A 23,405-nucleotide genomic window follows, 5' to 3' on the forward strand; every position below is an offset into this window, starting at 1 on the left:
CACGCGAGACGCCCTCCCCGGCCGGACGCTCGGTCGCTCGGTCCGGCCGTGCGCGGCCTGTTGGCCGCGAGCACCGGATCGCGTCACACTATCCGGCTGAATCGGCCACAGGGGACGCGCGTGACACATTCCACGCTCCTTACAACCGGGCATTACGCCTATTCCGCTCCGATTGTCGTCCACTGCTTGGCAATTGTTTTACGAGTCGCACGGGTCGTCCGCCGCATTCGACCCCGAATACGTGGGGGCGGGGGTCGGGCTCCCGGCCGTATCGCCGGACTCCTGGCCGGACGGATCCTTCCCGGAACTGTGACCCGTCTGTGAATCACCCGCGTCGAGCCGGTCGGCGGGGACCACGGCGACGGGTTCGTCCTCACGCAACTGCTTGAACAGCCGGTCGGCGTCCGGCTGTACGAGTTCGTCGCGGTTCGGGTCGGCGCGGTACTCGGTCCGGGGGACGGTCAGGAACTGCACCTTCTCCGTCGGCACGTTCCGCATCCCGCGGACCAGGTCGTACAGGTCCCTCAGGGAGTCCAGACCCGGGTCCGTGGTGAGCGACCTGGTCGCCGCGTCGAGCACCGGGTACAGCCGCGTCGGGTTCAGCAGCACCCCGTTGCTCTGCATCTTGTTGACCAGAGCGCCCAGGAACTTCTGCTGGCGGTCCATGCGTTCGGTGTCGCTGCCGTTGCCGATCGACTTACGGGCCCTGACGTATCCCAGTGCCTCCTCGCCGTCGAGCTTCTGACGGCCCGCGGGGAGTTTGAGGTGGGCGTCGGCGTCGTCGACCGGCTTCTTGAGGCAGACCTCGACACCGTCCACGGCGTCGACCATGTCCTTGAAGCCGTTGAAGTCGATGACCATGTGGTGGTCGACGCGGATGCCGGTCATCTTCTCGACCGTACGGATCGTGCAGGCCGTGCCGCCGAGTTCGAAGGCCCAGTTGAACTGCGCGAACTGCTGTTTCGTCGCCTTGCCCTCGCCCGTGTGGCAGCTCGGGATGTCGGTCATCAGGTCACGCGGGATCGACACCGCCGTCGCGCTCCTGCGGTCGGCCGCGAGGTGCAGCAGGATCGTCGTGTCCGAACGCTGGCTTCCGCCGTCGTCCCGCCCGTAGGCGCTGTTGTCGCCGGAGCGGGTGTCGGAGCCGATGAGCAGGATGTTCTGGGCGTTCCGCGCGATCGGCAGCGGGCGGTCCTTCTCGTAGGCCTTGAGCTCGGCGGCGGCACTCGTGTCGGTCGTGATGTTGCCGTCGAGCTTCTTGTACAGCCACCAGCCGACGCCGGCGGCGACCAGGACGAGGAACGAGGCGGCGAGCGCGGTCCAGCGCAGCCAGTGGCGCCTGCCGTCCGGCCCGCGCTCGGGGCGTTCACCCCAGGTCCCGGGCGCCGCGTCGCCGTCGCTCCCGCCGTCTCCCGCCCCGGCGTCACCGGTCTCGGAGGCGCCGGGGGGCGCGGCGGACGTCCCGTCCTGGGGGGCGGGGCCGGACGCGTCCCGCGACTCCCCGTCCGGCTCGCCCCCGGCCGGGTCGTCCGGGCGGTCCGGTTCGGCCGGGGTGCCGGGGCTGTCGCTCACGTCTGCGTCCATCCTTCACGTTCGGCGGCGCGAGGGGCCGCCGGTCGCAGAAGTAGACGGCTGAACCTCACGCTTGGTTGTGCATTCAGGCCGCGTTCTCGACGATGCCCCACAACGACCGATCATGTACCGCCGTCGGTGCTCAGTCCCGGGGGCTCGGCCCGCCATGGGCCGGACGAGTGGCCCCAGGGGCGCTTGTCATACCGCGGTGCCGGTGATCCGCTCGCTTTCGACGCGCTTGGCCAGCCCGTCCGCGTCCAGCCGGTCCAGGTGACGGCAGAGCACCACCGAGCCACCGGCCGCCAGCGGCGCGAAGAGGCCCGCGGACAGCCCCTCCCAGGTGTCGTACGTACGCCCTGTCAGCAGCCGGGACCCCGGGCCGAGTCCCAGCTCCGCCGCGTCCTCACGGGACCGCGCGACCAGCTGCTCCGCCGTCATGCTCACTGTGCCCACGGTCAGGGCGGGGGCCGCCGGGTCCACCGGGGCGTACGGGGCGAAGCGGTCACCCTGGCCGGGGACCTCCACCGCGTAGTCCGCGAAACCCTCGGGCGACTGCGGGAAACGGCCGCCCAGCGGGCGCAGGGCCAGGGCGATCCGCTCGCCCCGGCAGGCACGGGCCCGGTCGAGCGTGTCCGGTCCGCTGACGACCAGATCGGCGCCGGCCGGGTCGCCCTGCACCTCGGCGACGACACCCACGGACGAGCAGGCCAGCAGCCAGACCGCCGACTGCCAGTGGGCGGGGAGCAGCAGGGCGAGCCGGTCACCCGGCTCGGCGGCCAGGTCGCCCTGGAGCAGATTGGCGGTCTTGGCCACCCAATTGGCGAAGGTGGCCACCGACAGTTCGACGCGCTCTCCGGTTGCGTCGTCGTAGAAAGTGACCAGAGGTCGGGCGGGGTCCGCGGCGAGCGCGGATCGCAGCAGGTCGGCGGGGGTGCGATCACTGGCGTTCATCCGCGCAAGGGTACGCGGCGGGCGGCGGACCGGCGGGGCCCGACGGGTGCCCCGTACACCGGTCGGCAGACGGTGCGTCAACTGGTGGCGGCTTTACTCCAGTAGCCGGACATGCCGGACTCTGCCAACTATTTCCTGTATGCGTGCACTTCTTGCAACCTCGATCGGCGTAACCTGCGCGACGGCACTCACCCTTCCGCTCGCCGCGCCCGCTCCCGCCGCCCCCGCCCCCGCCCGGGCCCCGGTCGCACAGGCGCCCGCGGCATCCCCCGGCGAACCCGCGGGTTCGACCCAGTCACTGCCCTTGCGGCCGCTCACCGGAGCACTCCCGCGGGCCACCGGTGAACCCACCGAGTCCCTGCACCCCGACGCCGCCCGGGGCCTCCTGCGCCGCGACTCCCACCGCTTCTCCCTGGTCGGTGTGGTCTGGGACGACGCCGACGCCGAGCTCCACGGCACCGTCCAGGTCCGTACCCGTGCGACCGGCACGACCCGCTGGTCCGGCTGGCAGTCGCTGGAGACGCACAACACCGACCACGCCGCCGACGCGGGCAGCCCCGAGCGCGAGTCGGGCACGGTGCGCGGTTCCACGGCCCCGCTCTGGGTCGGCGACTCGGACGGCGTCGAGGTGCGCGTCCGTTCCGAGAACGCCGGACCGCGGAGCGGCTCCGCGGACACCGCTCCGCTCCCCGCCGGCCTCCAGGTGGAACTCGTCGACCCGGGCGACGACCCGGAACAGCCGCGCGCCGAAGCCACCCCCACCACGGGCACCCCGTCCGCCGTCACTCCGTCGGCCGGGGTCGCGACGCCCGCCACGGCGGTGGCGCAGCCGGGCGCGCTCCCGGACTTCGCGGGCCTCACCATGGCCGCCGCCGAGAGCTCCGCGGTCAACGCGGACCTCGCTCCGCTGGGCGCCGCCGAGATCCCCGCCCTGAGCAAGGCCGAGTCGGAGGAGCAGGCGGTCGTCGCGGCGGGCGCCAAGCCGTTCGTGGGGCCGCGGCCCCGCATCGTCACCCGCAAGGGCTGGGGCGCCGACGAGAGCCTGCGCGAACGCGCCTTCGCCTACACCTCGACCGTCAAGGCCGCCTTCATCCACCACAGCGCCACCGGCAACAACTACACCTGCGCCCAGGCGCCCTCCGTCCTGCGCAGTATCTACCGCTACCACGTCAAGAGCAGCGGCTGGCGGGACTTCGGCTACAACTTCGCCGTCGACAAGTGCGGGAACATCTACGAAGGCCGCGCCGGAGGCGTGACGAAGGCCGTTCTCGGGGCCCACACCCTCGGGTTCAACACCAACAGCATGGGCATCGCCGTACTCGGGACGTACAGCTCGAAGAACCCGCCCGCCGCCGCCGTCACCGCCATCGCCAAGCTCACGGCATGGAAGCTCGGTCTGTTCGGCCGCAACCCCAAGGGCAAGGTCACGCTTGTCTCCGGTGGCAGCGGCAAGTACAAGAAGGGTGCGAAGGCCAAACTCAACGTCATCTCCGGGCACCGCGACGGTTTCGCAACCGAATGCCCAGGAATCCGTCTCTACAAGAAGCTCGGCACGGCCCGGACCAGTTCGGCGAAGCTGCAGGGCCGCTGACCGGGAGGCCTCCTCACGGTCTGCATACACTGGCCAGCCGAAACGAGGCCCGGCCCCAGCAGGAAGCAGAGACGGTGCTGTGACAGAGGCAAGAGAAGCGATCCTCCTGGTCGGTGGCAAGGGCACCCGGCTGCGTCCGCTCACGGTGCACACCCCGAAGCCGATGGTCCCGGCCGCCGGGGTGCCGTTCCTCACGCACCAACTGGCGCGTGCCAGGGCCGCCGGGGTGGAGCACATCGTGCTCGCGACGTCCTACCTCGCGGAGGTGTTCGAGCCGTACTTCGGTGACGGCTCGTCGCTCGGCCTCTCCATCGAGTACGTCACCGAGGACGAACCCCTCGGTACCGGCGGTGCCATCCGGAACGTGGCGTCGCGGCTGACCTCGGGCCCGGACGAACCCGTCATCGTGTTCAACGGTGACATCCTCACCGGTCTCGACATCCGGGCCCTCGTCGCCGCGCACGCCACCTCCGGGGCGGACGTCTCCCTCCACCTCACCAGGGTGGAGGACCCGCGCGCCTTCGGCCTCGTGCCGACCGACGACACGGGCAGGGTGACGGCCTTCCTGGAGAAGCCGCAGACACCCGAGGAGATAGTCACCGACCAGATCAACGCGGGGGCGTACGTCTTCCGCCGGTCGGTCGTCGACACGATTCCGGCCGGGCGGCCGGTCTCCGTGGAGCGGGAGACCTTCCCCGGGCTGCTGGCCTCCGGCGCCCATCTCCAGGGCATGGTGGACTCCACCTACTGGCTCGACCTCGGCACCCCGCAGGCCTTCGTCCGCGGCTCGGCGGACCTGGTCCTCGGCCGCGCCCCGTCCCCCGCCGTCCCCGGGCGCTGCGGCGACCGGCTCGTCCTGCCCACCGCGTCCGTCGCCGCCGACGCCAAGCTCTCCGGCGGCACGGTCGTCGGCGAGGGCGCGGTGATCGGCGAGGGCGCCAGGATCACGGGCTCCACCGTGCTGGACGGCGCCGTCGTCGAACCCGGCGCGGTGGTCACGGACTCGCTGATCGGCGCGGGTGCCCGGATCGGCAGCCGTTCGGTCCTCACCGGCGCGGTGATCGGCGACGGCGCCCACGTCGGCGCCGACAACGAACTGCGCGACGGAATCCGGATCTGGTGCGGCGCGGTCCTGCCCGACGCCTCGGTCCGCTTCTCGTCCGACCAGTGAACGGACGTCCTCCACCGGTGCGGGTGCCCCACCGGACGGTGGACGGGCGTCCTCGTCCGGTGCGGGACTCCCGCCGGACGGTGTCCGGGCCCCGTCGGCCTTACCCTCGATAGGCACCCCCCGACGACCGAGGAACCGACCCGTGGCAGGACGCTTCGTACCCCGCAACACCGCCGTGCCCCGACAGGAGCCCGGGTCCGGTGCCGGTGCGGCGTCCGCCACGTCACGGACCTGGACCCCGCCGGGGCCGCTCGACCTGCGGCTGGTCCTCAGCCCGCTGCGGCGCGGCCCGGCGGACCCCGCCTTTCGCGCACTGCCCGACGGGACCTTCTGGCGGGCGACCCGCACACCGGCCGGTCCCGGCACCCTGCGCGTCTCGGCGGCCCACGACGGCACGGTCTCGGCCACGGCGTGGGGCCCCGGCGCACAGTGGCTGCTGGACGGTCTCCCGGCGCTGCTGGGCGCGGGCGACACCCCGGACGACTTCCGTCCGCGGCACCGGCTGCTCGCCCTGACCCAGCACCGGCGGCCCGGCCTGCGCCTGCTGCGCACCGGGCTCGTCATGGAGTCCCTGATCCCGTCGATCCTGGAACAGAAGGTCACCACCGACGAGGCGTACCGCGCCTGGCGCCTGCTGGTCCGCACCTACGGGACGCCCGCCCCGGGCCCCGTCGGCGTGACGTTCGGCACGCACGGCCTCTACGTGATGCCCGATGCCAGGACCTGGTCGCTCGTCCCGTCCTGGGAGTGGCACCGCGCGGGTGTGGACTCCAAGCGCTCCGCGACGATCCTCCGCGCGGTCCGGGTGGCCCGGCGCATGGAGGAGGCCGCCGCGATGGACCTTCCCGAGGCGATGGCCAGGCTCCAGCTGATTCCGGGCATCGGCCCCTGGACGGCGGCGGAGACCCTCCAGCGTTCGAACGGCGCGGCCGACGCGGTCACGGTCGGGGACCTCCACCTGCCGGGGATCGTCGGCCACGCGCTCGCGGGCAACCGGAACGCCGACGACGAGGAGATGCTGGAGCTCCTCGCCCCGTACGAGGGCCAGCGGCACCGCGCGACCCGCCTGATCATGCTCTCGGGCCACACCCCGGCCCGCCGTGCCCCCAAGATGACGCCGCGCGACATCGCCCGGCTCTAGGCCCACGCCACCGGGCCGGCCCGTTCTCAGCGCACAGTGAGGAACGCCTCGGCGTCGCGTGCGGCCCGTGGCGGAGCCGCCCCCTTCGGATGCCCCACCGCCACCGCGCCCAGCGGGTCCCAGGTGTCCGGGAGGTCCAGGACCTCGCGGACCACGGACCGGCAGAACATCGTCGACGACACCCACGCCGAGCCGAGTCGCTCACCCGCCAGCGCCACCAGGAAGTTCTGCACGCCGGCGCCGGCCGCGACCACGAACATCTCGCGCTCCGCGGTGTCCCGGCGCTCGTCCCCGTAGGTGTGCGCGCCGTCGGTCACGAGGCACGGCACCGCCAGATACGGGGCGTTGCGCAGCACGTCGCCGCGACGCACCCGCTTCGCGACGGACTCCTCGCTGCGGCCGTCCCGCCGCAGATCCGCGATCCACGCGTCGCGCATGGCGTCCAGCAGCCGGGTCCGCGCGCCCTGCGACTCCAGCAGCACGAACCGCCAGGGGGTCGTGTGGTGGGGCGCGGGGGCCGTGACCGCCGCGGCCACCGCACGGCGTACGGCGCCGGGGTCGACCGGTTCGTCGGTGAACTCCCGCACGGTGCGGCGGAGACTCAGGGCTTCCCGCACGGCCTCGGACGTACCCAGCCGGAACATGTCGTCGGCCGCGACCCGCACCATCGCCCGGGCCCCGTCGTCCCCGGACGCGTCGGCGTCCGCCACCACATGGGGAAGACCGCGTACCACCGCGACCGGCAGCCCGGACGCCTTGCCCTTCACCAGGTCACCGGCGGCGGCCAGCTCGTCGGCCGTGGCCACGACGGTGGCGCTCAGCGGATTGCCGTACCCGTCGGTGCCGCCCCGGAGGTCGTCCAGCACCTTGACCCCGGCGGCGCCGATCGCCACGTCCGTCAGACCGTTGCGCCAGGGACGCCCGAAGGTGTCCGTGACGACGACGCCGACCTCGACCCCGAGCGCGTCCCGCAGACCGTCCCGGACGGCGCGGGCCGAGGCGTCCGGGTCCTCGGGCAGCAGAAGCACCGTCCCCGCCGGAGTGTTCGACGCGTCGACGCCGGCGGCGGCCATGACGAGTCCCTGCCTGTTCTCCACGATCCGGAGCGTCCCGCGCCGTGCGACGACCCGGACGGTCTCGGCGTCGATCGCCGCCTCCCGGTCCGTCGCCTCGACGATCCGGCCCTCCGCCTTGGAGACGATCTTCGACGTGACCAGCAGGACGTCGCCGTCCACCAGGCCCGGTTCCGTCGCGGCGATCAGCTTCGCGAGGTCGTCGCCCTGCTGCACCTCGGGGATCCCGGGCAGCGCCCACACCCGGTACGAGGGCGCCCCGTCCGCGGGCCCACCGCTCATGCCCGTACCTCCTCGGCCAGCGCCAGGGCCTGGCGGGCCATCTCCGCAGTGGCGTCCACGTCGGTCATCATCAGCGGGACGGCGCGGCAGCGGATGCCCGCCGCCTCGACCTCGTCGACCGCTCCGGCGTCCACGGTGTCGACGAGCCAGCCGTCGAGCAGCCCGGAACCGTAGTGCTGGGCGACGGCCGCGGCGGTGGCCTCGACGCCCACCGCGGCGAGCACCTTGTCGGCCATGCCCCGCACAGGGGCGTCGCCGACGATGGGGGACAGCCCGACGACGGGGACCCCTGCCTCGGCGATGGCCTCACGGATGCCGGGCACGGCGAGGATGGTGCCCACGGAGACGACGGGGTTGGACGGCGGGAAGACGATGACGTCGGCCTCGGCGACGGCCTCCAGCACACCGGGGGCGGGCTTGGCCTGCTCCGCGCCGACCGGCACGATCGCCTGCGCCGGTACGGAGGCCCGCAGCTTCACCCAGTACTCCTGGAAGTGGACCGCCTTGCTCTCGCCGTCCGCTTCCACCGCCACATGCGTCTCGACGCGGTCGTCGGACATCGGGATCAGCCGGACCCCCGGCTTCCAGCGTGCGCAGAGGGCCTCGGTGACCGCGCTGAGCGGATAGCCGGCGCCGAGCATCTGCGTACGGACGATGTGGGTGGCGAAGTCACGGTCGCCGAGGCCGAACCACTCGGGCCCCACGCCGTACGCCGCGAGCTCCTCCTTGACCTGGAAGGTCTCGTCGGCGCGCCCCCAGCCCTGCTCCTCGTTGATGCCGCCACCGAGGGTGTACATCACGGTGTCGAGGTCGGGGCAGACCTTCAGCCCGAACAGATGGATGTCGTCGCCGGTGTTGCCGATCACCGTGATGTCCGCGTCGGGCGCGGCCTGTTTGAGGCCACGCAGGAAACGAGCACCACCGATACCGCCGGCCAGAACCACAATGCGCATGCCCCACAGTCTGTCAGGCGGAGCCTGATCGTTGTGGGGGTGGTCGCGGGCGACGGGCCTTCGTGCTGCGAGTGCCCTTCGCCGGGTGGTCAGGCCGGTACTACGTCCTGGGCGGCGGGAGCGCACTGTGCCGAGTGCATCGGCATGTCGGTCAGGCCGGGGAAGTAGATGTGCAGGCTGACGGCGGGTTCCAGGGAGTCGTTGACGACCTCGTGGACGTAGCCGGGCGCGAAGACGCGCTGGGAGCCGGAGCCAAGAGGCTGCGCACCGCGTGCCGTGTGCTCGGTCAACTCGCCTTCCAGCACCGTGAGTACGCCGGAGGAGAGGCCGTGGTCATGGCGTCCGCTGCCCTGGCCGGGGACCCAGCTCAGCAGCCAGACCTCGTAGCCGATGGGGATCTCCTCCGCCCGGGTGGAGCCGAGGGCCTGGGGAACCGACCGGAGCCGGTGGTACCAGCGGGTGGTGGTGTCGTACCGGACGAGCGGGGCCCACCGGTCGCGGTCCGCGGCGATGGAGAGGGCGAGCCCGACGAACTCGGACACGGTGGAGGGGTGAGGACGGGCCGGCTGGAGAAGGTGCTGGACCTCGAGGATGTCGCCGGCGATGGAGAGGTCGCTGTCGCTGTTCATGGGTGCGGTGGTTCCTCGGCATGTGGATGCGCGTACGTGGGGGTGTCGCGAAGACCGGAATGCGGTGGAGAAGGCTGGATCAGAGCTGGAGCGCTACGGCTTCAACAGCTGTGACAGCTGGAACAGCAACAGCGGGCCTGGACAGCGGTACGGAACCCACGGGTGTGGGTCGTGTACATCGCTGCGGTCGCTGGCATGAAGCCAAGGAGACCGGCACGATGCGCTTTCTGTCAACTCAATGCCCGATTTGGCGGCAATGTTTCACTCCATCCGGTTGAAGGGGTGAAGAAAGGTTTTACCTGCCGCCGGAGCGGCAAGGTGGCGCATCAGCCGTGTGTCCAAACGCGGTTCAGGGCTTGTGATCTTGCTGTGATCCTGGTCGCTTCGGTGATCAGATCGAGACATCGAGGCGGTCCTGTTCGTCTCACCCGATGAGAGGTGGCCGAGGCCGACACTCGTGTCATATGTCAGATTTTTGGTGATTTGGACACTTTCTGCATACGCTTGGTTCCACAGAGTGAATACCGAGGCCAATAGCAGATCTTCGCTTGACTGGCCCGAAGCTACACACTTGTAATTTCACTCGTGTTGTTCGGCCGCATCGACATCGGCCGCATCACGGGGACGCAAGAGACAGACGAGGGGCGCACATGACCGAGCTGTTCCAGCAACTGCTGGTCGACGACGCGGACGAGGAGCTCGGCTGGCAGGAGCGCGCGCTGTGCGCCCAGACCGATCCCGAGTCCTTCTTCCCTGAGAAGGGCGGCTCCACCCGGGAGGCCAAGAAGGTCTGCCTCGCCTGCGAAGTCCGCTCGGAATGCCTCGAGTACGCCCTCAACAACGACGAACGCTTCGGGATCTGGGGCGGTCTCTCCGAGAGGGAGCGACGACGTCTGAAGAAGGCGGCCATCTGACGCCGCTCCACCACGCCGTGACTCCGGTGGCCTGGGGGCCGCACCCTGTACGCAGGGCGTGACCCCCGGGCCATCGGCATGTCCGGCCATCTCCGGCATCTCCGGCGGCCCCCGGTTCTCGCCGGTCAACCGATCGGCGCGGGGCGGACATCCGTACCGTTAGTGTGGGGCCCCGTCCGAGAGACGCGCCAACGCCCCGCCGCGGCGCGCGTGTACACCGATGCAGCCCCCGGGGGAGCCCCCTCCGGATCCGGCCGGAGGGCCCGAACCCCGATGTCCGTGCACAGCCACACGGCGGCGCCGAACGAGGCCGCCGCCGCCCCCGAGTTCCCCCGGCACGTCGTCACCGCCGTGCTCGTCTCCCACGACGGCGCACGTTGGCTGCCCCACGTGCTCGGCGGACTGCTCGGGCAGGAGCGCCCCGTACAGAACGTCGTCGCCGCCGACACCGGCAGCGCCGACGACTCCGCCCGCCTGGTCACCGAGGCGCTCGGCGGTGAGCGCGTCCTCCACCTGGCACGGCGTACGAGCTTCGGCACCGCCGTCGACGAGGCGACCCGCACGGCCGGCGTCCTCACCCCCGACGACCTGCCGTACCTGAAGCGTCCCAGCGGCTGGGACCCGGTCACCCGCACCTGGCGCGACGACGCGTACGACCTGCCGGAACTCCCGCACGGCGAACCCGTGCAGTGGCTCTGGCTGCTGCACGACGACAGTGCCCCCGAGCCGGACGCGCTCGCCGAGATGCTCCGCGTCGTCGACAACGACAAGCACGCCGCGATCGTCGGCCCCAAGCTGCGCGGCTGGTACGACCGCAAGCAGCTCCTCGAGGTCGGCGTCTCGATCGCCAACAGCGGACGCCGCTGGACCGGGCTGGACCGCCGCGAGCAGGACCAGGGCCAGCACGACCAGGTACGCACCGTCCTCTCCGTCTCGTCCGCGGGCATGCTGGTCCGCCGCGACGTCTGGGAGGAGCTCGGCGGCTTCGACCGCAGGCTCCCGCTGATGCGTGACGACGTGGACCTGTGCTGGCGTGCCCACATGGCCGGCCACCGGGTGCTCGTCGCCCCCGACGCCGTGCTCCGGCACGCCGAGGCCTCCGCCAGGGAACGCCGCCCCATCGACTGCGCCGGACGCTCGGTCGCCAGCCCGCACCGTGTCGACAAGGCCGGCGCCGTCTACACGATGCTCGTCAACGCCCGCGGCAAGCAGCTGCCGTGGGCCCTGCTGCGCCTCCTCGTCGGCACCCTGCTCCGGACCCTCGCCTACCTCGTCGGGAAGGTGCCCGGCCAGGCGCTCGACGAGGTCGCCGGGCTCTTCGGCACCCTGCTGCGCCCCGGACGGATCCTCGCCGCCCGGCGCGCGCGCGGCAGAGGGGCGGTGGACGCGTCCGAGCTGAGGTCGCTCTTCCCACCGCCCGGAGCCACGGTCCGTGCCACCGTCGAGCAGGTCGCCGGAAACTTCGGCAACCGCACCGACTCCGACTCCGGCGGCTCACGGCACGGGGCCGTCGAGTCCGGGCCCGGCGGTGACGACGCGGACTTCCTGGAGGTCGAACAGTTCGCACGGCTCAAGAAGGTCGGCCGCAAGCCCGGCCCCGTGCTCTTCGCTCTCCTCCTCCTCGTCTCGCTGGTCGCCTGCCGGGGTCTCCTCGGCAGCGGCGCCCTCGCGGGCGGCGCGCTGCTGCCCGCCCCCGCCGACGTCTCCGACCTCTGGGGGCGTTACGCGGACGCCTGGCACACCGTCGGTACCGGCGGAACCCAGACCGCGCCCCCCTACCTCGGTGTGCTCGCCGCCCTGTCGGCACTGTTCCTCGGCTCCACGGGCTTCGCGCTCACCCTCCTGCTGGTCTGCTCGGTCCCGCTCGCCGGACTCACCGCGTACTTCGCCTCCCGGCCGCTGATCGAGTCCCGGCTGCTGCGGGCCTGGGCGAGCGTCGCGTACGCCTTCCTGCCCGCCGCCACCGGAGCGCTCGCCACCGGCCGTCTCGGCACGGCCGTCCTGGCCGTCCTGCTCCCGCTGGTCGCCCGCGCCGCCGTCGCCGCGCACGGGCTGCGGGGGGACGACTCCACCGCACGCGGCAGCTGGCGCGCCACCTGGGCGTACACCCTGCTGCTCACCCTCACGACGGCCTTCACCCCGATCGTCTGGCCGCTCGCGGTGGTCCTCGGCCTCGGGGTGCTCGTGCTCCGCCGGGGCGACATCACCGCGTACGGACTGCGTTTCCTGGCCACCGCCGGGACCCCGATCCTGGTCCTCGCGCCCTGGTCGCTGTCCCTGCTGTCGAGCCCGTCCGGCTTCCTGAAGGAGGCGGGGCTCGACATGGGTGCGGGCACCGCCTCGGCCCTCGACCTGCTCGGCATCAGCCCCGGCGGCCCCAAGGCCGCGGGCGGTGTCCTGCTGCTGGGCATCGTGCTGGCGGCGCTGGCCGCGCTGCTGCGCGGGGAACGGCAGTTCGCGATCCGTACCGCGTGGGTCGTGGTGCTGGTCTCCCTGCTCTTCGCGGCGGTCGCCAACGGCTCCACCTGGGCGGGACCCGCCACCCTGGTCTACGGCATCGCGCTGCTGACCGCGGCGCTGCTCGGCGCCGACGGCGCCCGGGTCCGGGTCGCAGCCCTGAGCTTCGGCTGGCGTCAGCCGGTCGCCGCGCTGATCGCCCTGGCCGCCGGGCTCGCCCCGGCCCTGGCCGCGGCCGGCTGGATGATCGGCGGCGCGGCCGGCCCGATCGAGCGCCGCGACCCCGTGCAGGTGCCCGCGTTCGTCGCGGAGGAGAGCAGCACCCGCGACCAGGCCCGCACCCTCGTGCTCGGGGGCACGTCACCGGACGCCGTCTCCTACACCCTGGTCCGCGGCTCCGGCGCCCGTCTGGGCGACGCCGAGCTGACCGAGGCCGGCGGCAGCAACAGCCACCTCGACAAGGTCGTCGCCAACCTGGTCGCGGGCTCCGGCGCCGACCAGGGAAGCCAGCTCAGCGGCTTCGCGATCCGCTACGTCCTCGTACGGGACGGGGCGCCCCGGCAGATGAGCCGGGTGCTGGACTCGACCCCGGGCCTGAGCAGGCTCAGCCAGCTGGACGGGAGCGCCCTGTGGCGGGTGGACCGGCAGGTCTCCCGGCTCGCGATCGTCCCCTCCGGCAAGGGCGCCGAGCCGGTGCCCGTCGGTTCGCTGCCGGTCGAGGCGCACACCAGGATTCCCGAGGGTGACACCGGCCGGATCCTCCGTGTCGCCGACGTGGCCGACCCGGGCTGGCAGGCCACGCTCAACGGCCGTGCGCTGACCCCGAAGACGGTGGACGGCTGGGCGCAGGGCTTCGAGCTCCCCACCGAGGGCGGCACCCTGGACCTGACGTACGACGCACCCCTCACACACACCGCCTGGGTCTGGGCGCAGGTGGCGCTCGGCGTGGTCCTGGTGGTCCTGGCACTGCCGGGCCGCCGCCGGGAGATCGACGACGACCTCCCCGAGGAGACCGAGGCCGTTGCGGCCGAACCGGTCGCCGGTGAGGGACGCCGGGCACGCAGGCTGCGCGCGGCCGCCCAGGCCGAAGCGGCCGCGGTGGGCGACGATCCGGCAGGGGCGGCGTACACCGGCGACGGCACGGTGCCGGGACACGGCGACGAGACCGGTGGCACCACCGAGCAGGCGCCGGGGGAGTACATCCCGGCCCAGCAGAGCACCGACCCGTACGCGGCGGTCCCGGGGGGCCAGGACGGCTCCGATCCGTACGCGGTCCAGGGCGACCAGGACGGGACCGCCACCTACGCGGCCGTCCCGGGCGACCAGGACGGGACGGGAACCTACGCCGCGGTGCCGCAGCAGAACTACGGCGAGTGGGACGCCCAGCAGTACCAGGGCGCCGACTACAGCCAGTACCAGGGCGGGCAGGAGACCGGCCGGTACCAGGGCGGGCAGGACGCCGGCCAGTACTACCAGCCCGATCCCTACCAGCAGGACCCGTACCAGCAGCAGGGCGCCTACGACCCGTACGGCTACGCCCAGCAGCAGCCCTACGCCACCGGGACGGGCGAAGCCGCCCCCTATGACGGGCATGACGGGCACGACGAGAACACGACCCCGGGCCAGGGCCCGTGGCCGCACGGCAACGGCAACGGCAACGCATCGCGAGGCGAGACCGAGTGAAGTCCACCCCCCTGTCCCTCGTCGCGGGCGTCGTCGCCCTCGCCGCCGTCACCGGTTTCGCCGCGCTCACCGCGCCGGGCGACGAGGGCGTTACGGAGGCGAAGGCGGCTGCCCGGCTTCCCGTCGAGCGCTCCAGCCTGCTCTGCCCCGCGCCGAGCACGTCCGATCTGGCGGACACGACCTACACGTCCTTCACCCCGGCGGGGGAGGGCGGCGGTGAGGCCGGCGCGGCCGAGCTGACGCCGGCGGAGCCCCTCCCCGCGGACGAGGACACGCCCGCGGACAAGGACGACGAGGCCAAGAAGGACGACAAGAAGGACGAGGACGCCAAGGGCGACAAGGGGGACGAGGACAAGGCGGCGGACTCCAAGCCCGTCATCTCCCTCAAGGGCCTGGGGAAGCCCGCCACCGCCGAGACCTCCAAGTCCGACGCCCCCGCCCTGGTCGGCACCGCCACCGGCAGCTTCGCCCCCGGCTGGGCCGCACAGCAGACCACCGTCGCCGCCGCCGGCGGTGCCCGCGGCCTTCTCGGCGCCAGCTGCACCGCCCCGGACACGGACTTCTGGTTCCCCGGCGCGAGCACCGGGGCGTCCCGCCAGGACTACGTCCACCTGACCAACCCCGACGACACCGCCGCCGTCGCCGACATCGAGCTCTACGGCGCCGAGGGCGCCCTCAAGTCCGATGTCGGGGAGGGCATCACGGTCCCGGCGAGGTCGAGCGTCCCCATGCTGATCTCGACCCTGACCAGCGAGGCCGCCGAGAACGTCACCGTCCATGTCACCACCCGGACGGGGCGAGTCGGCGCGGTGGTGAGCGCCGCCGAGGACGAGGTGGGCAGCGACTGGCTGGCTGCCTCCGCCGACCCGGCGAGCACCCAGATCCTGCCCGGCATCCCGGCCGACGCGACCTCCGTACGCCTGGTGGCCTTCGCGCCCGGAGAGGACGACGCCGATGTGAAGGTGCAGCTCATGGGCAAGAACGCGACGTTCTCCCCGGCCGGGAACTCCACCCTGCACATCAAGTCCCGTATGACCGCGAGCATCGACCTCAAGGACGTCACACGGGGCGAACCCGGCTCACTCCGGCTGTCCCCCGCCGACGGCAGCCGGACCCCGGTGGTCGCCGCGCTGCGTGTGGTGCGCGGTACCGGCGCCAAGCAGGAAGTGGCGTTCATTCCCGCGACCGGCCCCGTGGGCGAGCGCGCGACCGTCGCCGACAACCGGGCCAAGGGCTCGGTGCTCTCCCTGACCGCCCCGGGAGAGACGGCCAAGGTCAAGGTCACGACGTCGGAGGGCAGCGAGGGCGGCTCGGCGTCCGTCAAGACGTACACGGTCAAGAGCGGTACGACGCTCGAGGTCACCCCCGAGATCCCGGCCGGCCTGAAGGGCGGCTACGCCCTGACGGTGGAGTCGGAGTCGGGCGGACCGGTGCACGCGGCCCGCACGCTCACGCTGAAGGAGAGCGGGATCGACATGTTCACCGTGCAGACGCTGCCGGACGACGGGGGCACGGTCGAAGTGCCCGCGGCGGAGCAGGACCTGACGGTCCTGGACGACTGAGGGCGCGCGCTACGGGCGGCTCAGTCCTGCCCGTAGCGCGGGTCGACCGACTCCGGGGAGAGGCCGAGCAGCTCCGCGACCTGCTCCACCACGACCTCGTGCACCAGCAGGGCGCGCTCGTCGCGGCTCTTGGTGCGGATCTCGACGGGCCGCCGGTAGACGACGATCTGCGCGGGCTGCCCCTTCACGGCGGACAGGGCGCGCCCCAGGGGCACGGTGTCCTCCAGCGAGCCGGGCACGTCGAGGACCAGGAAGTCGACATCGGTCAGCTGCGGCCAGCGCCGCTCCAGCCGCTCCACGGAGTCCTGCACCAGATCGCGGAAGCTCTCGGCCCTGCTCACGGACAGCGGCACCTGCGGCGGTGCGACAGGTCCACGCATGCCGCGGCCGTGGCGGTCGCGGCGGCGGGGCCGCGGCTCGGGCGGGAGGGGCGGTACGGAACTGTCCATCACCGACGCAGCGTAACCCTCCTCGGGCGGGGACGATCACGGCTTCCGGTCCGGCCCGCCGGATGATCCGGTATGAGCGTTCGGGCCGGAACCGAGTGCTGTTTCGGGCCCTGCTCCGATCGCCGGCTTGGCGCGGAACGACCGCTCATGTTCTTCCCGATGACCACCACCCCGCCCGCGCACCCCCGTACGCGCCCGCGCTCAACGCCTTCCGCGCAGGTCGGAACGGTTGCGCGGGAGGTGTGCGGGAGCCGGTCCGAGGGGCGACACGAGGGGGTGAGCCGGGGGAGGGTCGTCGCAGCCCGCTCAAGAGTGCGGTACCGTCCAACATCGTGAGCCCTGTACGTCGCTGTTCGCGAACCGCGTGCGGCCGTCCCGCCGTCGCGACACTGACGTACGTCTATGCCGACTCGACCGCGGTCCTCGGCCCGCTCGCCACCTATGCCGAGCCCCACTGCTACGACCTCTGCGCCGAGCACGGCGAGCGGCTCACCGCGCCACGCGGCTGGGAGGTAGTCCGGCTCGCCGACCCGTCGGCCCCCACGCGCCCCAGCAACGACGATCTCGAAGCCCTGGCCAACGCCGTGCGTGAGGCGGCCCGTCCCCAGGACCGGCAGCAGGGCGGCCGGGGACCGCGAGCGGCGGACCCGGTCGAGGTCGCCCGTCGCGGACATCTCCGGGTGCTGCGCTCCCCGGAGTCCTGAACTCCTTCCGCTCGCACCGCCCGTCCCGCCTGTCACACCCGTCCCGGGCCGGGCGGCGGGAAGTTTTCCGGTGCGGAGCATTGACGTCGGCTTGTCGCGGACACGACCATGCCCCCACCCGTGAGAGATCGCTTCCGCATCACGGAATCCGGGGAGGTCTGTGTGTTTGTCCAGCAACTCGAACCCGTAGCCGATTCGCTCGCCCTGTCCGCTCTTGTCGCTTCCTTGCCGCTGGTGACCGTTCTCGTCCTGCTCGGCGTCGTCCGGATGAAGGCCCACCGCGCCGGACTCATCGGGCTCGCCGTCGCCGTGCTCGTCGCCTGGCCGGCCTTCGGCATGCCCCTCGGTCAGACCTTGTCCGCGGGTGCGCAGGGCGTCCTCTTCGGGCTCTTCCCCATCATGTGGATCGTGGTCAACGCCCTCTGGGTGTACCGGATGACCGTCCGCACCCAGCACTTCGACATCCTGCGGCGCTCGTTCGGCCGTGTCTCCGGCGACCCCCGCATCCAGGCGCTGGTCATCGCCTTCTGCTTCGGCGCGCTGCTGGAGGCGCTGGCCGGCTTCGGCGCACCCGTCGCGATCTGCTCGGTGATGCTCGTCGCGCTCGGCTTCGACCCGGTGAAGGCCGCGGTCGTCTCCCTCGTCGCCAACACCGCCCCCGTCGCCTTCGGCGCCATGGGCACACCCGTGGTGACGCTCGCTCAGGTCACCGGTCTGCCGCTGGACGACGTCGCCACGGTCGTCGGCCGGCAGACGCCGCTGCTCGCCCTCGTCGTCCCGCTGATCCTGGTCTTCCTGGTGGACGGCAGGCGGGGGCTGCGGGAGACGTGGATGCCCGCGCTCGTCTGCGGAGTGGCCTTCGCTGTCGCGCAGTTCGCCGCGTCCAACTTCGTCTCCGCCCAGCTCGCCGACATCGCCGCCGCACTCGTCGGCGCGGGTGCGCTGATCGCGCTTCCCGGCGCCCGCAGGCCCGCCGACGAACCCGTACGCGCGGCCGTGCTCACCGGCGTACGCAGCGATGACCTCGACCAGGAGGACCCGCGCCGCGAGGTGCTGCGCGCCTACGCCCCCTACGCCCTGATCGTCGTCGTGTTCTCGATCGCCCAGATCCCGCCCGTGAAGCGGCTGCTGGCCGAGGCGACCCAGGTCTTCGACTGGCCGTTCCTCGACGTCGCGGGCCCCGACGGGGAACCGGTCGGAGCCAACGTGTTCACCCTCCCGCTCCTCGGCACCGGAGGCACCCTCGTCCTGCTTGCCGGCCTCGTCACCGCCGCCGTGATCGGCGTACGGGCCGGGGCCGCGGCCCGGGAATGGGCGGCCACCGTGCACGAACTGCGGTACGCGATCCTCACCGTCACGTCCGTGCTCGCCCTCGCCTACGTCATGAACCTCTCCGGGCAGGCGGCCACCATCGGCCAGTCCGTCGCGGCGGCCGGCGCCGGGCTCGCGTTCCTCTCCCCGGTGCTCGGCTGGTTCGGAGTCGCCGTATCCGGCTCCGACACCTCGGCCAACGCCCTCTTCGGAGCCCTCCAGGTTTCCGCGGCACGGGAGTCCGGCCTCTCGCCGGAGCTCCTCGCCGCCGCCAACAGCTCCGGGGGAGTGCTGGGCAAGATGATCTCCCCGCAGAACCTGACGATCGCCTGCGCGGCCGTCGGTCTCGCCGGACGCGAGGGTGATCTGCTGCGCAAGGTCCTGCCGTGGAGCCTCGGCCTGCTGCTGGTGATGTGCCTGGTCGTGACGGCCCAGAGCACGGCGGTGCTGGGCTGGATGCTCCCCTGACCGGCGGCCTTGGGCCGCCGGGTAGTTTGGGCGGTCCGTAAAGATCCCAGGAGGACCGGCCGTGGTTGCTGACCTGTCGCAGCTCGTGAAGGCGTACGACGTGCGCGGAGTAGTGCCCGACCAGTGGGACGAGCCGCTCGCCGAACTGTTCGGCGCCGCCTTCGTCCAGGTCACCGCCGCCGACGCCATCGTGATCGGCCACGACATGCGGCCGTCCTCACCCGGTCTGTCCGCCGCCTTCGCCCGGGGCGCGACGGCACGCGGCGCGGACGTGACCCTCATCGGGCTCTGCTCCACGGACCAGCTGTACTACGCGTCCGGGGCGCTGGACCTGCCGGGAGCGATGTTCACGGCCTCGCACAACCCGGCGCGGTACAACGGCATCAAGCTGTGCCGCGCCGGGGCCGCACCCGTCGGTCAGGACACCGGCCTCACCGAGATCCGCACGCTCGTCGAACAGTGGTCCGAGCACGGCCTGCCCGCCGCTGCCGCCGCCACCACGCCCGGCACGGTCACCGAACGCGACACCCTCACCGACTACGCCGCCCACCTGCTGGGCCTCGTCGGCCTCGACGGGATCCGGCCGCTCAAGGTCGTCGTGGACGCGGGCAACGGCATGGGCGGCCACACCGTACCCACGGTCTTCGCGGGGCTGCCCCTCGACCTCGTACCCATGTACTTCGAGCTCGACGGCACCTTCCCGAACCACGAGGCCAACCCCCTCGACCCGAAGAACATCGTCGACCTCCAGGCCCGTGTCCTCGCCGAGGGCGCCGACCTCGGCCTCGCCTTCGACGGCGACGCGGACCGCTGCTTCGTCGTCGACGAGCGCGGCGAGGGCGTCTCGCCCTCCGCGATCACGGCCCTGGTCGCCGCCCGGGAGCTGGCCCGCAACGGCGGCGAGGGCACCGTCATCCACAACCTGATCACGTCCTGGTCCGTCCCCGAGGTCGTCCGCGAGAACGGCGGAACCCCCGTCCGCACCCGCGTCGGCCACTCCTTCATCAAGGCGGAGATGGCCGAGCACGGAGCGATCTTCGGCGGCGAGCACTCCGCCCACTACTACTTCCGCGACTTCTGGAACGCCGACACGGGGATGCTCGCCGCCCTCCACGTCCTGGCCGCCCTCGGTGGCCAGGAGGGCCCGCTCTCGGGACTCCTCGACCGGTACGACCGGTACACGGGATCCGGCGAGATCAACTCCACCGTCGACGACCAGGCGGCCAGGCTCACCGCGATCAGGGCCGCGTACGAGGGCCGCGACGGCGTGCGGTTCGACGAGCTCGACGGACTCACGGTGACCGGCCCCGACTGGTGGTTCAACCTCCGTGCCTCCAACACCGAGCCGCTGCTGCGTCTGAACGTCGAGGCCCGGGACGAGAAGACGATGGCGGCGGTCCGCGACGAGGTCCTCGCCCTCGTCCGCGCCTGACCCTCCGGTACCCGGTGCGTGGGTGACCGGTGCGTCCCGGCCCGTCGTCGCCTTCGCCGTCCACGGCGCGGGCGCGAACGTTGCCCGCGGGGGCGCGAAGGGTCCGATCCCGTCCTCCACGGCGGAAACCGGGGACCTCGTTCCCCGCTCCACGCGTTACCGGCGGGCATCCGGGCACACGCACCCCAGGCACAGGCATCGTGTGCGCCCATGGTGTCCATGAGCCCCACGATGCGTGTACCGCCCGTCGCGGGCATGCCACCCGACGCATGCCCCGTCGGGCGGGGCCTGCCGGGCCGCGACCCTCTCGGCCCGGCGGTAGGCTGACCACGCCCCAAGCTCCGGGGACCCGAACCGGGTCCTGACCGGAACCGCACCGCATGCCTGAAGGGACCCACCCCATGCCGCTCGAAGCCGGCCTCCTGGAGATCCTCGCCTGCCCGGCCTGCCACGCAGGGCTCGACGACCGGTCCGCGGCCGAGAGCCCCGAGCTGGTCTGCACCGGCACGGACTGCGGTCTCGCCTACCCGGTCCGGGACGGCATCCCGGTGCTCCTCGTCGACGAGGCCCGCCGCCCCGCCTGACCCGCACCCTGATCAGCACGGCGATCGGAGGCCCACCACCATGCTCGACGAGTCGTTGCTCGACGCACCGGACGCCCTGGCCCGAGCGGACCGCCGAGGTCTGCTGCGCGGTGCCGCCGAGGCCGGGGCCCGCGTGCGCACCGCCGCCCGGCACGCCGCCGAGGCCGGAATCGGCGCGCTGGCCCCCGAGGGCCGGCCCCGCGCCGTCCTCGTCGCGGGCCCCGGCACGGCCGCGGCCGGAGTCGCCGACCTGGTCGGTGCCCTCGCCGGAGCCTCCGCACCCGTCACCGCGATCCGGCCCACCGGGGTCGCGGCGGCCGCCGGAGCACTGCGCTGGACCCTGCCCGGATGGGCCGGATCCGTGGACCTGCTGCTCATCGCCACGGCCGACGGATCGGAACCCGGCCTCGCGCTCCTCGCCGAGCAGGCGTACCGCCGTGGCTGCACGGTCGTCGCCGTCGCCCCCGTCCGGTCGCCCCTGCGCGAAGCCGTCGACGGGGTCCACGGACTCGTCGTGCCCATGGCGGCCGCCCCGCACGGCGAGTACGACGCCGAGACCTCCGCAGCCGGACCCGGAACCCTCTGGGCCCTGCTCACGCCACTGCTCGCCCTGCTGGACCGGGTCGGGCTGATCGACGCGTCCCCCGACATGCTGCAGAAGGTCGCCGACCGCCTGGACCGCACCGCCGAGCGCTGCGGGCCGGCCATCGCCACCTACAGCAACCCGGCGAAGACCCTCGCCTCGGAACTCGCCGACAGCCTGCCCCTCCTCTGGACGGAAGGGGACTCCGCAGGCCCGGTCGGGCGCCGGTTCGCCGCCGTCCTGGCCGAGCTCGCAGGGCGTCCCGCCCTCGTGGCCGAACTGCCGGAGGCGCTGCCCTCGCACGGCGGGCTGCTCGCCGGAGCGTTCGCCGCGGGAGGCGACCCCGACGACTTCTTCCGGGACCGGGTGGACGAGCCCGAGGCCATGCGGGCCCGTGTCGTCCTCCTCCGCGACCGCCCGACCGGTGGCCTGACCGCCGGCCCGGCCGCCCGTGAACTGGCCCTGAGCCACGACACGGCCATCAGCGAACTCGAACCGGAGGAGGGCAGCGAGCTCGAAGCCCTCGCCGAACTGCTCGCGGTCACCGACTTCGCCGCCGTCTACGCCTCCCTGGCCTCCGACAACCGGGCCTGACGGCCCGCAACCCCCCGAGCACCCAGCCCCGCGCACCACACGAGGACACATCTCCATGGACCGGCTCTCCAACACCGTGCGCCCCTACGCCTGGGGGTCCACCACGGCGATACCCGAACTGCTCGGAACAGCCCCGACCGGCGAACCGCAGGCCGAGATGTGGATGGGAGCCCACCCGGGCGCCCCCTCGCGCCTCACCCGCCCCGCCGCGACCGGCTCGGCGGGCCCCGCGACCGGCTCAGTTGGCCCCGCGACCGGTGAACAGACCCTCACGGACGTCATCGACGCCGACCCCGAACGCGAACTCGGCTCCGCCACGGTCCGCACCTTCGGACCCCGCCTCCCCTTCCTGCTCAAGCTGCTCGCGGCCGGCGCACCCCTGTCGCTCCAGGTCCACCCCGACCTCGGACAGGCACAGCGGGGCTACGCCGACGAGGAGCGCCGGGGCGTCCCGCTCGACGCACCCCACCGCACCTACAAGGACGCGAACCACAAGCCCGAACTCATCTGCGCGCTCACGCCCTTCGACGGACTGTGCGGGTTCCGCAGGCCCGCGGAGGCAGCCGACCTCATCGCGGCCCTCGGCGTCGACTCCCTCAAGCCGTACGTGGACCTCCTCCGGGCGAGCCCCGAGGACAGGGCGCTGCGCGAGGTCCTCACGGCGATCCTCACCTCGGACCCCGACGAGATGACGCACACGGTCGCCGAGGCTGCCGAGGCCGCCGAACGCCTCGGCGGCGCGCACGCCCCGTACGCCCAGATCGCCCACCACTACCCCGGCGACCCGGGCGTCATCGCGGCCATGCTGCTGAACCACGTGCAACTCCAGCCCGGCGAGGCCATGTTCCTGGGCGCCGGCGTGCCGCACGCCTACCTCGACGGTCTGGGCGTCGAGATCATGGCCAACTCCGACAACGTGCTGCGCTGCGGTCTGACCCCCAAGCACATCGACGTACCCGAACTGCTGCGCATCGTGCGCTTCGAAGCCACCGAGCCCGCCGTCCTGCGTCCCGAGGCCGCGCCCACCGGCGAAGAGCTCTACGAGACACCGGTCGACGAGTTCCGGCTGTCGCGCTACGTCCTGCCGCCCGGCGGCGCCCCCGTCGACCTCACGGCGGCCACCCCGCAGATCCTGCTCTGCACCGCAGGCGCCCCGCGAGCGGGACAGATCGCCCTCGCGCCCGGCGAATCCCTGTTCGTCCCGGCGGACGAAACAGTCGAAGCCGCCGGTACGGGAACACTCTTCCGCGCGACCGTGGTGGTCTGACGTACGGTCCCCACCGTCTGCTGCAACAATGTCC

General features: G+C 72.7%; 18 protein-coding genes. 12 read left to right on the forward strand and 6 right to left on the reverse strand.

The genetic code is table 11. The features are described from left to right. Window positions 1-198 precede the first annotated feature (198 nt). On the reverse strand, window positions 199-1,584 hold the full coding sequence (locus IA22_RS0118725; protein WP_030124222.1) for an LCP family protein: 1,386 nt from the start codon (window positions 1,582-1,584) through the stop codon (window positions 199-201). A gap of 186 nt (window positions 1,585-1,770) precedes the next feature. Continuing rightward, window positions 1,771-2,523 (reverse strand): TIGR03089 family protein, encoded by a 753-nt coding sequence (locus IA22_RS0118730; RefSeq protein WP_030124223.1) that lies wholly within the window; start codon window positions 2,521-2,523, stop codon window positions 1,771-1,773. A 139-nt stretch (window positions 2,524-2,662) separates the two neighbouring features. On the opposite strand from IA22_RS0118730, the gene IA22_RS0118735 reads away from it, so the two are divergent. From IA22_RS0118735 to IA22_RS0118745, 3 genes are all read left to right on the forward strand, one after another. Beyond that, window positions 2,663-4,114, forward strand: coding sequence for a peptidoglycan recognition protein family protein (locus IA22_RS0118735; protein ID WP_014155902.1), 1,452 nt, complete (start codon window positions 2,663-2,665; stop codon window positions 4,112-4,114). Between the two features lie 79 nt (window positions 4,115-4,193). Beyond that, window positions 4,194-5,285, forward strand: coding sequence for a mannose-1-phosphate guanylyltransferase (gene manB, locus IA22_RS0118740; protein WP_014155903.1), 1,092 nt, complete (start codon window positions 4,194-4,196; stop codon window positions 5,283-5,285). A gap of 142 nt (window positions 5,286-5,427) precedes the next feature. Then, complete coding sequence (locus tag IA22_RS0118745) at window positions 5,428-6,426, forward strand: DNA-3-methyladenine glycosylase family protein (protein ID WP_030124224.1); 999 nt, start codon at window positions 5,428-5,430, stop codon at window positions 6,424-6,426. 26 nt (window positions 6,427-6,452) lie between these two features. Here IA22_RS0118745 and IA22_RS0118750 read toward each other — a convergent pair whose 3' ends face one another. The 3 genes from IA22_RS0118750 to IA22_RS0118760 form a co-directional block, all read right to left on the reverse strand. Continuing rightward, window positions 6,453-7,781, reverse strand: a complete 1,329-nt coding sequence (locus IA22_RS0118750) for a coenzyme F420-0:L-glutamate ligase (RefSeq protein WP_030124225.1) — start codon at window positions 7,779-7,781, stop codon at window positions 6,453-6,455. Continuing rightward, the gene (gene cofD, locus IA22_RS0118755; RefSeq protein ID WP_030124226.1) at window positions 7,778-8,734 is read right to left on the reverse strand and encodes a 2-phospho-L-lactate transferase; all 957 of its coding nucleotides are present in this window, start codon (window positions 8,732-8,734) and stop codon (window positions 7,778-7,780) included. The genes IA22_RS0118750 and cofD overlap by 4 nt, the downstream gene beginning before the upstream one ends. 89 nt (window positions 8,735-8,823) lie before the next feature. Next, entirely contained in the window at window positions 8,824-9,363 is a 540-nt protein-coding gene (locus tag IA22_RS0118760; protein ID WP_030124227.1) for a cysteine dioxygenase, read from the reverse strand. Between the two features lie 650 nt (window positions 9,364-10,013). On the opposite strand from IA22_RS0118760, the gene IA22_RS0118765 reads away from it, so the two are divergent. From IA22_RS0118765 to IA22_RS0118775, 3 genes are all read left to right on the forward strand, one after another. After that, complete coding sequence (locus IA22_RS0118765; protein ID WP_014155908.1) at window positions 10,014-10,277, forward strand: WhiB family transcriptional regulator; 264 nt, start codon at window positions 10,014-10,016, stop codon at window positions 10,275-10,277. A 273-nt stretch (window positions 10,278-10,550) separates the two neighbouring features. Continuing rightward, window positions 10,551-14,417 carry a glycosyltransferase family 2 protein gene (locus IA22_RS0118770; protein WP_030124228.1) on the forward strand — a complete coding sequence of 1,289 codons (3,867 nt, stop codon included), beginning with the start codon at window positions 10,551-10,553 and terminating at the stop codon, window positions 14,415-14,417. Then, window positions 14,414-15,979, forward strand: coding sequence for a DUF5719 family protein (locus IA22_RS0118775; protein ID WP_030124229.1), 1,566 nt, complete (start codon window positions 14,414-14,416; stop codon window positions 15,977-15,979). The genes IA22_RS0118770 and IA22_RS0118775 overlap by 4 nt, the downstream gene beginning before the upstream one ends. Window positions 15,980-15,999: 20 nt before the next feature. Here the strand turns inward: IA22_RS0118775 and IA22_RS0118780 are convergent, their stop codons facing one another. After that, a complete protein-coding gene (locus tag IA22_RS0118780) occupies window positions 16,000-16,428 on the reverse strand; it encodes a metallopeptidase family protein (protein WP_014155911.1) in 429 nt (142 codons plus the stop codon). Window positions 16,429-16,760: 332 nt separating this feature from the next. Between IA22_RS0118780 and IA22_RS0118785 the strand changes: the two genes are divergently transcribed. The 6 genes from IA22_RS0118785 (at window position 16,761) to manA (ending at window position 23,371) form a co-directional block, all read left to right on the forward strand. After that, on the forward strand, window positions 16,761-17,132 hold the full coding sequence (locus IA22_RS0118785) for a DUF3499 domain-containing protein (protein ID WP_014155912.1): 372 nt from the start codon (window positions 16,761-16,763) through the stop codon (window positions 17,130-17,132). 162 nt (window positions 17,133-17,294) lie between these two features. Next, window positions 17,295-18,911, forward strand: a complete 1,617-nt coding sequence (locus IA22_RS0118790) for an L-lactate permease (RefSeq protein WP_030124230.1) — start codon at window positions 17,295-17,297, stop codon at window positions 18,909-18,911. Window positions 18,912-18,972: 61 nt separating this feature from the next. After that, on the forward strand, window positions 18,973-20,343 hold the full coding sequence (locus IA22_RS0118795; RefSeq protein WP_014155914.1) for a phosphomannomutase/phosphoglucomutase: 1,371 nt from the start codon (window positions 18,973-18,975) through the stop codon (window positions 20,341-20,343). Between the two features lie 401 nt (window positions 20,344-20,744). Further along, window positions 20,745-20,927, forward strand: coding sequence for a Trm112 family protein (locus IA22_RS0118800; protein WP_015577430.1), 183 nt, complete (start codon window positions 20,745-20,747; stop codon window positions 20,925-20,927). Window positions 20,928-20,967: 40 nt separating this feature from the next. Beyond that, window positions 20,968-22,104, forward strand: a complete 1,137-nt coding sequence (locus IA22_RS0118805) for an SIS domain-containing protein (protein WP_030124231.1) — start codon at window positions 20,968-20,970, stop codon at window positions 22,102-22,104. A gap of 55 nt (window positions 22,105-22,159) precedes the next feature. Continuing rightward, window positions 22,160-23,371 carry a mannose-6-phosphate isomerase, class I gene (manA, locus tag IA22_RS0118810; RefSeq protein WP_030124232.1) on the forward strand — a complete coding sequence of 404 codons (1,212 nt, stop codon included), beginning with the start codon at window positions 22,160-22,162 and terminating at the stop codon, window positions 23,369-23,371. Window positions 23,372-23,405 lie beyond the last annotated feature (34 nt).

Source organism: Kitasatospora papulosa, from assembly GCF_000717245.1.
GTDB classification, from domain to species: Bacteria; Actinomycetota; Actinomycetes; order Streptomycetales; family Streptomycetaceae; genus Streptomyces; species Streptomyces papulosus.